Raw genomic sequence first — 14,486 nt, 5'->3', positions numbered from 1 at the left:
AAAAATAAAATATAGTGTAACATTTCTCTGCATAATTATGCTTTTTAGTGCGTGCAAAAAAAGCGAAGAACGCCCAATGACAGAAAAAGAAATTGCGTTGGAATGGGCAAATATGACATTATTTATTACAAGGTATACCCCCTCTAACTCCCCCACTTTTGCTTCACGTGCATTTGGATATGTTGGTCTTACCATGTATGAATCCATAGTACCGGGCTTTGGACAATATAATAGCCTAAGCGGACAATTAAGCGGTTTTGATTCCATTCCCCAAATAGATACTGAAAAAGAATATCATTGGCCATTATCATTAAATGCGGGACAGTCAGAAATTTTAAAAAAAATATATGTTCAAACTTCTGAAGAGAACATTCAAAAAATAGATTCGCTGGAAAAAGTGGTTTATGACCAATATAAAAACCAAATAGACCCAGAGACCAGGCAACGATCCGTAGCATATGGCAAGGCAGTGGCCCAATCAATTTTTGAATGGTCCAAAAACGACGGTGGCCATAGGGGGTATCTAGCTAACTTTGATAAAACTTTGGTACATCCTGATCGTCCCGGGGCCTGGAAACCACCGCTGTTCGCGCAATCATTCAGCCACCATCCTTTACATCCGCACTGGGGCAAGAACAGAACCTTTGCAGTATCTAACAAAATGGTAGAGGACCCAACAATAATACCCTATGATACTACGGTGGGGTCTCCATATTACAAACAATTTGAGGCTGTATATCTCAAAGATCTACAGTTGACCAAAAAAGAAAAAGAAGCCGCAATTTGGTGGGGAGACGATCCAGATGTAAGTTTCACCCCACCGGGCCATTCCTATTATTTTGCCGTTTTGGCTGTAGAAGGTCATAATAGTACAATGATAGAAAGTGCAAAAGTATTTGCCCAAATGGGTATGGCCGTGGCAGATGCATTTATTAACTGTTGGAAATGGAAATATCAGTTTTTTACCGAAAGGCCAAATACCTTTATACCAAAATATATTGACGAAGAATGGGAGTCTTTCTGGCCAGACCCACCCTTTCCTTCATTCCCTTCTGGCCATGCTATTCAAGCGGCAGCGGCGGCAACGGTACTTGAATCTAATTTTGGGCCCAAATTCACCTTTACGGACAGGGCACATGAAGGACGTGAAAGGGATGAATTAAAGGATACCGATTTTGTAAGTAGAACTTTTGACACATTTTGGGATGCCGCTTTAGAAACGGCAGACTCTAGATTTTACGGTGGTATACACACAAAACAAGATAATGATGTAGGCTTGGAAAAAGGTGTGGTTATAGCCAAAAACATCACGGCATTAGAATGGAAAAAATAAAATGAAAAATATATCACTCTTCCAAAACTCGGCTATATTCCTGTTGTTTCTCCTTGTTAAAATGAACAGTTTGGCCCAACAAGAATTTACGGATGTTACGGTATCTGCAGGTGTAGACCATCAATATGAAGTATATGAAGGTACATTTGGTGGCGGAGCAACTGTTTTTGATTTTGATAATGATGGCTTCGAAGATTTATATATAACCGGGGGTATGGTATCGGATAGATTATATCATAATAATGGCGACGGTACATTTACAGATGTATTTACAGGTTCCGGTCTAGAACTCACCAACCAATTTGTTACACAAGGTGTAGTTAGTGCAGATGTTGATCGTGATGGGTTTAGAGATATCTTCATTACTACCATTACCACTACAGACGGCAAAAACATTATTCCGAGGGCAAAAAATCTATTATTTCTAAATAATGGTAACGGAACGTTCAGGGATGTTACCACAGATTTTGGCCTAGAGGATTTCAACTCCTTTAGCACAGGCCCAAGTTTTGGAGACATAGATGCAGATGGGTACCCAGATTTGTTCGTAGGCAACTATTTTCAAGAATTTACCGGAAAACTGGGCATTATAAAAGACGCTACTATAGTTAGCGCCAACCAGACCGCCAAAAGCTATTTATTAAAGAATGTCAAAGGCAAGGAATACAAAAATATATATGAAAAATATGGTCTAGGGCACAAAGGATTTGGTTTTGGTGGGGTTTTCACGGATTTTGATAATGACCAAGACCAGGATTTGTTGGTCAACCAAGATTTTGGATATAAAGCGGTACCAAATTTTTTGTACAAAAACGAGTATCCGGATAATCTGTTTGAAGATGCCAGTAAGGAAACCGGAATGGACCTAAAAATTAATGCAATGGGTTCCGCTGTTGGGGATTTCAACAATGATGGTTGGATGGACTATTACATTACCAATATTAAATTCAATTGGTTAATGGAAAACCAAGGCCGCGACCGGCAGTTTATAGATAGGGCAAAAGAATTGGGCACGTACAACCTTGCAATAAGTTGGGGAGCTAATTTTGCGGATTTTGACCATGATGGGGATGTAGACCTTTTTGTATCCAATGGCGATTTAAATCCAAACTGTACCCCAATGGGTAATTTCTATTTTGAAAACAAGGACAGCTCCTTTACGGAAAATGGCAGGGAATATGGTATAAACGATTATGGCATAGGTAGAGGTTCCATAATTTTTGATATGGATAATGATGGCGATATGGATTTATTGGTGGTAAATCAAAAACCAATTTTAAACTATCCTATTCCGTCAAAAACAAAATTATTTAGGAATGATATTAAAAAAGGCAATTGGTTAAAAGTAGCCTTAAAAGGGATTGCATCTGAAACCAATGGCATAGGGTCTCGCGTAACCGTTATTACTAATGGCAAGAAACAAATTAGGGAGATTGATGGTGGCGGATCTAGCCATTTATCACAAAATACGGTCATTGCCCATTTTGGAATAGGCCTACAAACACAAATTGATAGTGTAATTGTTAACTGGACCGGTGGAAACTCCCAAGTGGTAACACATATAGCGGCCAACCAATTATTGGAAATAGTAGAAACCCCTGCTCCAAAGGAAAAAAGAATTTCCAAATGGTATATAAGTGCCGCTTTGGCAATAGTCCTTTTGATATTTTTTATACTTTACAAAAGGAGGTTTACTAATAAATGAAAACCCCTAAAACCTTAAGCATTTAAAAATAATCCCCTAAAAATGCAATAGCCTCCAAAAAATTCGTCTTTATATATGAAGACCACTTGTAAAACCATTGGATGGCATCCAACCAAGAAAATAATAACGACCTGAACAGTTTCTTTGAAGTAGAATATGGCTCCCTTAAACGCTATATTCAGTCTAAAATTAAACAAACCTCAGAGAGTGATGCAGAGGACATCATTCAGGAAGTAGCGTTGCGTATTTTTTCAAGACCCTTAGATGCACTACCCATAAACAATATTGGTGGATTTGTATACGGTGCCATTAGAAACAAAATTACCGACATACTCCGTAGCAAAAAAAGACGTGTTGACCACCAAGAAGAGATAGAACAACTTTGGACAGATTTTACGAACAAATTCTATGATGGATCATCATCTACGTACCCTGAACAAATTAGGGAAAAGCTCAAGATTGCAATTACCAATCTAAAACCAATGTACCGTGATATAATTATTGCTGTTGATTTTGAAGGCTATACCTATAGGGAGATTTCAAGGGAAACGGGCATTTCACCTGGTACATTAATGTCGCGAAGGCACCGGGCTTTATCAATTTTATTAAAAGACATGGAAATTCAAGAACTTAAAAAACTTACTTATGAAAACTAAAACAAATAAAAACATGGAAAAGACCGTAAAATTTTATGTTTATAAGACCTTTAAAATTTTCTTTTACATTTTATTGGGTATAGGCATTGCCTTTTTGGTAGGTTATATTTTTATGCGCCTATGGAATTGGCTCATGCCTTATTTATTTGGCTTACCTGAAGTAGATTATTGGATGGCTTTGGGCATACTGTTGTTATCCAAAATAATTTTTGGATTTGGTGGCGGCAATGGATCTGGTAATTCCAAAAAGAAAAAAAAGAAAGATGGATTCAAGAAAGATTCCTGTTCCAATATGAAATGGGATTTTTCCCAATGGAAACATTATGATGACTTTTGGGCGGAAGAAGGAGAACAATCCTATAAAAATTATATTGAGAAAAAACGTGCAGAAGCGGCTCATAACCCTACAAAACCTTAAGGACATAAGTTTTATCTACTTATTCAAAATTGTAATTAGATGAAAATCAATCTTAAATAAATGTAAAACTTTGGAAACTTTTATTGTTTTTAAAGTTTCCTATTGTACATTTGCAGCCCTTATGAAAGATAAAATTAGAGATACTGCAACACAACTTTTCTTAGAACGTGGTTTTAAGAGCATTACAATGGATGACATTGCCAATGAAATTGGCATGTCCAAAAAGACCATTTATAACGAGTATACCAATAAGACAGAATTGGTGCAGGATTGCATGCTTAACAAATTCAATGAATTAAGTGCTGGAATAGACATCATCATTGCCATGGACAAAAATGCCATTGAAGAACTATATGAGATTAAGAAGTTTGTAATGGCTCATTTAAATGATGAAAAGGCATCGCCACAGTTTCAACTAATGAAATATTACCCTAAAATTTACAAGAATTTAAGGCTCATGCAATTTGACAAAATGCAGGCTTGCGTTCTATCCAATGTAGAAAGAGGGTTGGAACAAGAGCTTTATAGGCCAAATTTAAATGCAGAGTTTGTTTCTAGGATATATTATTCTGGCATGAACAGTATTAAAGATCAAAATCTGTTCCCCTTACAACAATTTCCTATTGGGCAATTAATGGATTCATTTTTAGAGTATCATTTACGTGGTATTGTAACACCTAAGGGTAAAAAGATATTAAACAACATCATCAATTCAAATCAAGAATAAATGCGAAACCAACTAATGATTATTATTGCAGTCCTCTACTTAAATTTTGGATATGCACAGGAACAAACATATAGTTACACACTAGAGGAAGCTGTGCAGTTTGCCCTGGAGAACAATTACGCGGCAATTAATGCGGAAAGGGATATTATAGATGCCCAGAAACAAAAATGGGAAACTATCGCAAGCGGTTTACCTCAAATTAACGGCGCCGTAAGTTATCAAAACCAATTAAAGCAACCTGTTTCCCTGTTGCCTGCAGAATTGGCGGGGGGTGAGGCAGGTACGTTTATTCCGGTTATATTTTCACAGCCCCAATCCGCCACCGCCACCGCAACATTGACCCAACAAATTTTTGATGGTTCTTATATTGTTGGCGTACAGGCTACGAAAGCGTTTTTGAGCTATAGTGCCAATAATAAGGAGAAGACCGCTCTGGATGTTAGGAAGCAAGTAGTAGAGGCTTATGGAAATGTGCTTTTGGCAGAGGAAAGTGTGGATATTTTGGAAAAGAACAAAGCTACGCTTGAAAAAAACCTATACGAGACTTCCAAACTATATGAAAATGGCCTTGGGGATGAAGAAAGTGTAGATCAACTTCAGATTACCCTTTCGTCTATTGAAAACCAACTGCAAAACGCTTTACGGCTTAAGGAAATAACCTTACAGATGTTGAATTTGAGCATGGGCCTAGATTTGGATATACCAACAAAACTTAAGGAAAACCTAGAGGACCTTACCGTTTCTAAAATAGATTTGGGCATAGTGGGCTCAGATTTTAATATCAATGATAATGTAGACTTTAAATTAGCGGAAAATGTAAACCAGCAACGCTATTATGAATGGAAATTGGCCAGAAGCAGGGCGTTGCCTACGTTGAACGCATTTGTAAATTATGGTTCATCTGCATATTCTGATAATTTTGATTTTTTAAGCAGCGATCAGCAATGGTTTGATTCTTCTATATTGGGCTTTGACCTAAGCATTCCTATTTTCAGTTCGTTTAAACGTAGTGCATCTACCCAAAGAGCAAAAATAGCCTTGGAAAAAGCAAAGACCCAGTTGACCGAGGCAGAACAACAGATCCGCTTACAACTGGAAAATGCCAAAAACAGTTATACGCTGGCCATTTCCAACTATGAAACGGCCAAGCAGAATTTAGAACTATCTGAACGTATAGAACAAAAAAACCAGATAAAATATAAAGAGGGACTTGCTACCAGCTTTGAACTTAGACAAGCGCAAACACAATTATATACTACGCAGCAAGAATATTTACAGTCCATGGTAGAAGTGATCAACAAAAAGACCGAATTAGAAATTATACTAAATAAAAAAGCCTAATAATCAATCAATAAATAGATATCATGAAAAAAATTATAGCATTGTTCATAACATCGGTTGGTCTTGTTTCCTGTGGTGGTGGAGACCAAACGGTAGATGAAATCATAGCCCAAGGAGACCTTGAGGCCATACGCGCAAAAAAAACCGAAATCACATCACAACAAAAATTAATTGAATCTCAAATCAAGACTTTGGATTCCGTTATCGGCATATTGGGCAATGAAGAAAAATTACCTTTGGTAAACACATTAACGGCCAAGAACGAGGTATTTAACCACTATTTGGAACTACAAGGAGATGTAAGTACCAAGCAGAATGTACTTATCTATCCTGAAATGTCCGGAACGTTACAAAAAGTTTATGTACAAGAAGGGGACCGTGTATCTAAAGGGCAGCTATTGGCTACCATAGATGATGGGGGCATGTCCAATCAACTGAACCAATTAAAGGCACAAGCAGAATTGGCAAAAACTACTTTTGAACGTCAAGAGCGTTTATGGGAACAAAATATAGGGTCAGAAATACAGTATTTACAGGCCAAGACCAATTATGAAGCTGCTGAAAATATGGTTTCACAAACACAAAGTCAATTGGGCAAGTCAAGTATAAGGGCTCCTTTTTCAGGAATTATTGATAATGTGATCAAGGACCAGGGAACGGTAGTTTCACCGGGCCCTGGATCTGAAGTATTCCGCCTCGTTAATTTATCGGATATGTATATTGAAGTTGAGGTACCTGAAACGTATTTAGGTGCGGTTTCCAAAGGAAAGGAAGCGTTGGTATATTTTCCGGTATTGGGCGACAGTGTCATTGCAAAGATTAGGGAGACGGGTAATTTTATCAATCCTGCAAACCGATCATTCAAGGCAGAGATTCCAGTGGCCAATAAGGAAGGTAAAATAAAGCCAAATTTAACGGCAAAGGTTAGTTTAAACGATTACACCAGTGAAAATGCAATTCTAATACCTACCAGTATAATCTCTGAAAATGCAGAAGGTGAGCAATATGTTTTTGTTGCGGAAAAGCCTAATGAAAATGGGGAATCTATCGTTAAAAGAACAATCATTGAAACAGGAAAAACCCAAGGTGCAAATATTGAGGTTCTGTCAGGTTTGGACAATGGTGACGAAATTGTAAAGGAAGGTGCAAGAAGCGTAAAGGACGGACAAAAAGTTAAAATTCAAAAATAAGGTCAATGAGCAAAGTACAAAAAAACGCTGATAAGGAATTCAGCCTATCGTCTTGGGCCATTGATAACCCATCGGTCATTTATGTAATGATCGGTATATTTCTTTGGTTAGGGTTTAGTGCCTATATGGATATGCCTAGGGAAGATTTTCCGGAAATTGTAGAAACTAAAATTTACATAAGTACACCTTACCCCGGGAATACCGCAGAGGATATTGAAAAATTGATAACAGACCCGTTGGAAGACCGGTTAAAAAATATCAGTAATGTCGTAGAGATTGTCTCAACCTCACAAGAGGATTATGCAATTTTAACCGTGGAGTTTGATGAAGAAATTACGGTAGAACAGGCCAAACAGAAAGTTAAGGATGAAGTAGATAGTGAAAAGGCCAGTGAGGATTGGCCTACGTTCAATGGGGCAAAAGTAGAGCCAAATGTATTTGACCTTAACTTTTCTGAAGAAGTCCCTATTATGAACATCAATTTTACCGGGGATTATCCTGTTGAAAAACTAAAGGAGTTTGCCGAGTATCTGCAGGATGAGATAGAAGATCTTCCAGAAATAAAACAAGCGGATATTAGAGGTGCCCAGGACCTAGAGGTAGAGGTAGCCGTTGACATCTATAAAATGATGGCGGCCAAAATAAGTTTTCAGGATGTCATCAATGCCATTAGCAATGGTAATATGACCTTGTCCGCAGGAAATTTAAAAACATCAGGACAACGCCGTACTATAAGAATATTAGGGGAAATAGAGGACCCCAAGGAGCTGGATAATTTTGTGGTAAAATCTGAAAATGGTGCTGTTTATCTAAAGGACATTGCACAAGTAAATTTCAAGGCCAAGGACAAGACTACCTATGCTCGTGAATACGGCAGTGATGTCGTCATGCTAGATGTAAAGAAGCGGGCCGGTAGAAATGCTATTTCTGCAGCGGACAAGATCAAGGAATTGGTAAAAAAGGAAAAAGAGAATTATTTCCCGCCAGATTTGAACATCTCTATTGCCAATGATTCGTCTACACGAACATTAAACCAAGTAGATGATCTTGTAAACAATATCATATTTGGGATAATTCTGGTAGTTACCGTGTTAATGTTCTTTTTAGGGTTTAGAAATGCATTGTTCGTAGGTTTTGCTATTCCTATGTCCATGTTCATGTCATTCGTAATTCTTTCTTGGTTAGGATATACGTTAAATACAATGATTCTATTTGGAATGATCATGGGGCTTGGAATGTTGGTAGATAATGGTATTGTGGTTGTTGAGAACGTGTATCGTTTAATGGACGAGGGCATGTCACGTGTAGAGGCCGCAAAAAAAGGAATTGGCGAAATTGCCTTTCCTATTATAATTTCTACCGCTACTACAGTAGCAGCGTTTGTTCCATTGGGCTTATGGCCGGGGATATTTGGTCAATTTATGATTTATTTCCCCATTACGCTTTCCGTAGTACTAGGTTCATCCTTGTTTGTTGCCATTTTCATGAACTCCATGCTCGTTTCGCAGTTTATGAGTACAGATGAAAAGGAACTGACTTTAAAACAACTTATTCGGATAAGTGTCATACTAGGTGTACTAGGTGCCCTCATCTTACTATTTGGTGGGGCCATGCGAGGCTTGGGAAGCGTTTTGATTTTGACCGGTATTATGTTCTGGGCCTATAAATATGTTATTAAAGGTAGTGCTCAGAATTTTCAGAAAAAGACCATGGCACGTTTTGAAAACTGGTACGAACGCCGCTTAATGCATGCCTTACGTGGTGGTAACGTGTATTGGTATTTTGGACTTACCTTTATTGCATTGATTGCCGTTTTCATGTTATTTGGTATGTCCGTAGGAAGCGGGCGGACCAAAATTGAATTCTTTCCGGATAACAAACCCAATGAAATTTATGTCTATGTAGAATATCCAGAAGGTACATCCATAGAAAAGACCAATGAAATCACCAAAGAAGTAGAAAATCAAGTCTATGCCATAATGGATGACCCTAAATACAAGAAGAACGGGGAGAATTTCATGATGGCCTCTGCAGTGTCGGTCGTTGGTGAAGGTGCCGGTAACCCGTTAACCGATGGTGGTTCTTCGGCGGAAATGCCCCATAAAGGAAAAGTTACGGTTAACTTTAGTGAATACAAATACAGAGAGGGCCTGAACACTGAAGATATAAGAGCTCGTGTTCAAAATGCATTACAGGGTATATACCCCGGGGTCGCCATATCCGTAGAGAAAGATGCCAATGGTCCGCCAGCAGGTTTTCCGATCAATATTGAGTTAGAGGGTAAGGATTATGATGAATTGATCAATACGGCGGAAGACATTAAGAATTACATCAATACCAAAAATATTGCGGGTATTGAAGAACTAAAGATTGATGTCAATAAGGGAAAACCTTCCATGCAGGTTATCGTTGATCGTGAAAAAGCAGGTGAGTTGGGCGTTGCAGTAGGTCAGGTAGGTAGTCAGTTAAGGCGATCTATATTTGGTGAAAAGGCCGGTGTTTATAAGGAAGATGGTGAGGATTATGATATAAACGTTAGGTTTAATGAAGATTTGCGGTATAATAAAAGTGCTCTTTTCAATCAAAATATCATTTTTAGAGATCCTGCAAACGGACAAATCAAGGAAATTCCAATTTCTGCGGTAGCATCTGAAAAAAATACATCGGGCTTTAGTGCTATAAAGCACAGGGATGGTAAAAGAGTTGTAACTATATATTCTGGATTAAAACCAGGCTTTACAGATGCCGGTGCAATTGTTACTGAAATACAGCGGGAAATGGAAAGTTTTGATGGTACTCCGCCAACCGTTAAAATAGATTACACCGGTCAACTAGAAGAACAAGCGAAACAACAAGCCTTCTTAGTAGGTGCCTTTTTCTCTGGTTTAGGATTGATTATGTTGATATTGATATTCCAATTTGGTGGTATTTCCAAACCATTGATCATTATGATTGCCATTTTTCTAAGTTTTATTGGTGTATTTGGTGGATTAATGTTGACAGGATGGTCATTTGTAATCATGATGACCATGATGGGAATTATTTCACTTGCCGGAATTGTGGTAAACAATGGGGTGGTATTGTTAGACTATACCCAAATATTGGTAGACCGTAAAAAAGTACGATTGGGAATGGATGATAGTGACCTATTGTCCATGGATGATGCCACCGATGCCATGATCGTAGGTGGTAAGGCAAGGTTAAGACCGGTTATCTTAACGGCAATAACAACCGTTTTAGGATTAATTCCACTGGCAATTGGCCTTAACATTGATTTCTTCGCATTATTCTCTGAGTTTAATCCACATATTTACATTGGTGGGGACAATGTTATATTTTGGGGGCCTTTGGCATGGACGGTAATTTTTGGATTGCTCGTAGCCACGTTCTTAACACTTATTATAGTTCCTGTTTTGTTTAATATCGTTTACAGGATCAAGATAAAATTGAGAGGTTTAGGAACTAAGCAAGAACGTCAAGAAAATTTAGGTAACGCTGTTTAACCAAAGTTCCAATTAACAAAAAAGGCCCGTATCTATGATACGGGCCTTTTTTTTATCCTGAATTAAAATTAATTAATTACTACAGGAGATTTTGTTTTGGCATTGTTAACACTTGCAATTCTATTATTATCAAAGTTTACTTCTTTTTGAACATCACCTTCCCAAAATAACCACTTTCCGGTCTTAATTCCATTTTCGTAATTGCCCATGGCAATTTTATCTCCATTTTCATTGAACATCTTCCACTCACCTTCTAACTTTTCATTCAAGAAATAACCTTGTTGTGCAATTTCTCCATTAGCATGAAAATAAGTTGCCTTTACTTTATCGCCTTCTTTCTCAAAAGTAGGATCAACTTGTGCGTATGTTCCAAACGACAGTGCCATTACGGCTATAATCAACAATTTCTTCATAACAATTATATTTTTTGAATTGACTTTTATCTATACTTAACGATATAAAGATACAATTATTTTGCAATTTATCAATGTTTAGCTAACTATTACGTAACATTAAATTAACATTGAAAATATAACCCGCTGTTTATCAATAGTTAATGTATTTTATTTTAACACATTGTCTGTGGCTTTCAATTATGAAAACCCGTTTGCAAATAATGATCTATAATGAAATAGACTTCTTAAATTTGCCCATTCATTAAAGCACATATTATGTATAGAAGCCATTCTTGCGGGGAGTTAAGAAATTCACACATTGGTACAACAGTTACCCTATCTGGTTGGGTTTCCAAAACAAGGGACAAAGGTTTTGTTGTATGGATAGATTTACGTGACCGTTACGGTATAACCCAACTTGTGCTCGATGAAGACCGTACCTCAAAAGAATTATTAGAGCAGGCAAGAAATTTAGGCAGAGAGTTTGTCATACAAATAAAGGGTGAGGTTATAGAAAGAGCTTCAAAAAACGCTAACATTCCAACAGGAGATATTGAGGTTTTGGTTTCTGAATTGAACATTTTAAACGAATCTAAGACTCCGCCGTTCACTATAGAAAACGAAACCGATGGTGGCGAAGACCTTCGTATGAAATACAGGTATTTGGATATCCGTAGAAATCCGGTGAAGAACAACCTTATTTTTAGAAGTAAGGTAACCATGGAAGTTCGTAAATTTTTATCTGGTGAAGGCTTTATAGAAGTGGAAACTCCGTATTTAATAAAATCTACCCCAGAAGGAGCAAGGGATTTTGTAGTACCTAGCCGTATGAACGAAGGTCAATTTTATGCCTTGCCACAATCGCCACAAACCTTTAAACAATTATTGATGGTTGGTGGCATGGATAAATATTTTCAGATCGTAAAATGCTTTAGGGACGAGGACCTGCGTGCCGATAGACAGCCAGAATTTACACAGATAGATTGTGAAATGGCTTTTGTAGAACAGGAGGATATTCTTAATGTATTCGAGAATTTGACCAAATACCTTTTAAAAGAAGTGAATGGTGTTGAAATTGAGTCGTTCCCAAGAATGACCTATGATGAAGCCATGTCTAAATATGGTAATGATAAGCCAGATATTCGTTTTGGAATGGAGTTCGGCGAATTAAACGCTGTAGCACAACATAAAGAATTCGGCGTGTTCAATTCCGCTGAATTAGTTGTGGGTATTGCAGTACCAGGTGCAGCATCTTACACTAGAAAAGAATTAGATGCCTTGGTAAATTGGGTGAAACGCCCACAAGTTGGTGCCAATGGAATGGTGTACGTAAAATGTAACGAAGACGGAAGTTTTAAATCTACCGTTGATAAATTCTACGATCAGGACGATTTGGCAAAATGGGCAGAGGTAACCGGTGCTAAACCAGGTGACCTTATTTGCGTTCTTTCTGGCGATGCCAATAAAACAAGAACACAGTTAAGTGCCCTACGTATGGAAATGGCAACCAGATTAGGGTTGAGAAAACCAAACGAATTTGCACCATTATGGGTTGTAGATTTTCCTTTATTGGAGCTTGATGAAGAAACTGGTCATTACCATGCAATGCACCACCCGTTTACATCACCTAAACCAGGTCAATTAGAATTATTGGATACTGATCCAGGTGCTGTACGTGCCAACGCCTATGATTTGGTATTGAACGGTAACGAAATAGGCGGCGGTTCTATTCGTATTCATGATAAAGAAACACAAGCAACCATGTTTAAGCACTTAGGTTTTACACCTGAAGAAGCAAAGGCACAGTTTGGGTTTTTAATGGATGCCTTCCAATATGGTGCCCCACCACATGGCGGATTGGCATTTGGTCTAGATAGACTTGTAGCTATTTTAGGTGGACAAGAGACCATACGTGATTTCATTGCTTTCCCTAAAAACAATAGCGGCAGGGATGTCATGATCGATGCGCCTGCAGCAATTGACAACGAACAACTGAAAGAATTGAATTTGAAGTTAGATATTCAAGAATAGTTAAACTTGATGGTCAACAGTAACAATGAATAACTTTGCATCAAACTTCAACATTTTTACATATTCCTAGTTCTATATTCTAAACGATAAGTTTGGATTATAAGAAATAAGCGAAAAGGCTATGGTAACGAACCGTAGCCTTTTTGCATTAAAAGCATAGGCATTCCACAACATTCCAAACGTATATAGCGTTACTGTCTCTTAAAACCATTTAAATCAACCATTTTAAATTCATATTATGAAACAGACCTTTACCCTAGCTTTTGCTTTACTACTAACCTTTATGGTACATGCACAAATTCCTAAATTAAAAGAAGTACAAAACGTACAACAATCTGAAGTAATTATTGGATTAACAGGGAACTTGGAATTAGATAAAAACCTTGAGGAAATGGTTAAAAAGTTTTGGACCATATGCCCAATTTCTGATATACTACCCTTAAAGGAAGCAAGAAAAAAAGCTAAAGAGAATGACAATTTGTATGTTATCCATTTTGGGTCTTTACATTCTATGTCTCCTAAAAGATATGTTGGCAACAACTACTACTTTAAAGATATTTCAACAGGTTACTTTATTGGACTGACCACGGGAGCAAAAAAGCCGTTAATGCGAAGTTACATACCCATATTCGATAATGAATTTACTGAAGAAGTACTTTCCCACGGTGTTACGTACATGCAAGAATTATTCACTTTAATGCTTGATAATGAAGTAGGTGCACTTAAAACACTAAAAATAATTAAAGATAATTCTACAGAACTAAAAGATAAGGTACTTTACATTCCGGATTGGTGGATGGATTCAAAACTTACAGAAGCAGATATAACGAAACGATACAAAGGAAAATATGAAATTGTAAGTCATTACGAATGGTCTAGTGCAATATTGAACAAAACACCGGGTATTGCATATAGCATAATTATTCCAGTTCCAATGGGAGGAAAATATGTATATCAACATCACATTTGTGATGCGGAAACAAGTGAAATATATGGTATTACACAGCCCAAAGGTGCTGCAATTCAATTAAATGGTCTAAATATGTCCAAAGCCAATAAAGGATATGTTTCTAAAAAGAATCTTGACCAATATAATGATGTTCTTAATGGTAAGTAAGTAAATCATTAAAATACAAGTAAAATCCTGCCTAGAGCAGGATTTTTTTTGTTTGTACGTTTAACACTTA

11 protein-coding genes are annotated in these 14,486 nt (G+C 37.4%); 10 read left to right on the top strand and 1 reads right to left on the bottom strand.

Annotation, left to right across the window (positions count from 1 at the left end; all coding sequences use genetic code 11):
* The first annotated feature begins 76 nt into the window (after window positions 1-76).
* The 8 genes from CHB68_RS01065 to CHB68_RS01030 all read left to right on the top strand — a co-directional run bounded on the left by CHB68_RS01065 (window position 77) and on the right by CHB68_RS01030 (window position 10,873).
* On the top strand, window positions 77-1,333 hold the full coding sequence (locus CHB68_RS01065) for a phosphatase PAP2 family protein (RefSeq protein ID WP_245838733.1): 1,257 nt from the start codon (window positions 77-79) through the stop codon (window positions 1,331-1,333).
* A 1-nt stretch (window position 1,334) separates the two neighbouring features.
* Complete coding sequence (locus tag CHB68_RS01060; protein ID WP_245838730.1) at window positions 1,335-3,038, top strand: CRTAC1 family protein; 1,704 nt, start codon at window positions 1,335-1,337, stop codon at window positions 3,036-3,038.
* Between the two features lie 101 nt (window positions 3,039-3,139).
* The gene (locus tag CHB68_RS01055) at window positions 3,140-3,694 is read left to right on the top strand and encodes an RNA polymerase sigma factor (RefSeq protein ID WP_089258714.1); all 555 of its coding nucleotides are present in this window, start codon (window positions 3,140-3,142) and stop codon (window positions 3,692-3,694) included.
* Window positions 3,684-4,112: a hypothetical protein gene (locus CHB68_RS01050; protein WP_089258712.1), complete on the top strand. Its 429-nt coding sequence runs from the start codon at window positions 3,684-3,686 to the stop codon at window positions 4,110-4,112. Before CHB68_RS01055 ends, CHB68_RS01050 begins: the two co-directional genes overlap by 11 nt.
* A gap of 121 nt (window positions 4,113-4,233) precedes the next feature.
* Window positions 4,234-4,839, top strand: coding sequence for a TetR/AcrR family transcriptional regulator (locus CHB68_RS01045; protein WP_089258710.1), 606 nt, complete (start codon window positions 4,234-4,236; stop codon window positions 4,837-4,839).
* Window positions 4,840-6,180, top strand: a complete 1,341-nt coding sequence (locus CHB68_RS01040; protein ID WP_089258708.1) for a TolC family protein — start codon at window positions 4,840-4,842, stop codon at window positions 6,178-6,180. It abuts the gene before it with no gap.
* A gap of 23 nt (window positions 6,181-6,203) precedes the next feature.
* Window positions 6,204-7,370 carry an efflux RND transporter periplasmic adaptor subunit gene (locus CHB68_RS01035; RefSeq protein WP_089258706.1) on the top strand — a complete coding sequence of 389 codons (1,167 nt, stop codon included), beginning with the start codon at window positions 6,204-6,206 and terminating at the stop codon, window positions 7,368-7,370.
* 5 nt (window positions 7,371-7,375) lie between these two features.
* On the top strand, window positions 7,376-10,873 hold the full coding sequence (locus CHB68_RS01030; protein ID WP_089258704.1) for an efflux RND transporter permease subunit: 3,498 nt from the start codon (window positions 7,376-7,378) through the stop codon (window positions 10,871-10,873).
* Window positions 10,874-10,941: 68 nt separating this feature from the next.
* Here CHB68_RS01030 and CHB68_RS01025 read toward each other — a convergent pair whose 3' ends face one another.
* On the bottom strand, window positions 10,942-11,286 hold the full coding sequence (locus CHB68_RS01025) for a toxin-antitoxin system YwqK family antitoxin (protein ID WP_089258702.1): 345 nt from the start codon (window positions 11,284-11,286) through the stop codon (window positions 10,942-10,944).
* Between the two features lie 258 nt (window positions 11,287-11,544).
* On the opposite strand from CHB68_RS01025, the gene aspS reads away from it, so the two are divergent.
* Window positions 11,545-13,299, top strand: coding sequence for an aspartate--tRNA ligase (gene aspS, locus CHB68_RS01020; RefSeq protein WP_089258700.1), 1,755 nt, complete (start codon window positions 11,545-11,547; stop codon window positions 13,297-13,299).
* Window positions 13,300-13,537: 238 nt separating this feature from the next.
* Window positions 13,538-14,416, top strand: coding sequence for a hypothetical protein (locus tag CHB68_RS01015; RefSeq protein WP_089258698.1), 879 nt, complete (start codon window positions 13,538-13,540; stop codon window positions 14,414-14,416).
* Window positions 14,417-14,486: the final 70 nt, after the last annotated feature.

The organism is Maribacter sedimenticola (assembly GCF_900188415.1).
Lineage (GTDB): Bacteria > Bacteroidota > Bacteroidia > Flavobacteriales > Flavobacteriaceae > Maribacter > Maribacter sedimenticola.
This window is presented reverse-complemented; position numbering and strand designations above follow the sequence as displayed.

Excerpts from the sequence above, each read along its gene's own strand:
- CHB68_RS01035 (WP_089258706.1), top strand. The coding sequence starts at position 6,204 with ATGAAAAAAATTATAGCATTGTTCATAACATCGGTTGGTCTTGTTTCC.
- CHB68_RS01050 (WP_089258712.1), top strand. The coding sequence starts at position 3,684 with ATGAAAACTAAAACAAATAAAAACATGGAAAAGACCGTAAAATTTTAT.
- CHB68_RS01060 (WP_245838730.1), top strand. The coding sequence starts at position 1,335 with ATGAAAAATATATCACTCTTCCAAAACTCGGCTATATTCCTGTTGTTT.
- CHB68_RS01065 (WP_245838733.1), top strand. The coding sequence starts at position 77 with ATGACAGAAAAAGAAATTGCGTTGGAATGGGCAAATATGACATTATTT.
- CHB68_RS01040 (WP_089258708.1), top strand. The coding sequence starts at position 4,840 with ATGCGAAACCAACTAATGATTATTATTGCAGTCCTCTACTTAAATTTT.
- CHB68_RS01055 (WP_089258714.1), top strand. The coding sequence starts at position 3,140 with ATGGCATCCAACCAAGAAAATAATAACGACCTGAACAGTTTCTTTGAA.
- CHB68_RS01015 (WP_089258698.1), top strand. The coding sequence starts at position 13,538 with ATGAAACAGACCTTTACCCTAGCTTTTGCTTTACTACTAACCTTTATG.
- CHB68_RS01030 (WP_089258704.1), top strand. The coding sequence starts at position 7,376 with ATGAGCAAAGTACAAAAAAACGCTGATAAGGAATTCAGCCTATCGTCT.
- aspS (WP_089258700.1), top strand. The coding sequence starts at position 11,545 with ATGTATAGAAGCCATTCTTGCGGGGAGTTAAGAAATTCACACATTGGT.
- CHB68_RS01025 (WP_089258702.1), bottom strand. The coding sequence starts at position 11,286 with ATGAAGAAATTGTTGATTATAGCCGTAATGGCACTGTCGTTTGGAACA.
- CHB68_RS01045 (WP_089258710.1), top strand. The coding sequence starts at position 4,234 with ATGAAAGATAAAATTAGAGATACTGCAACACAACTTTTCTTAGAACGT.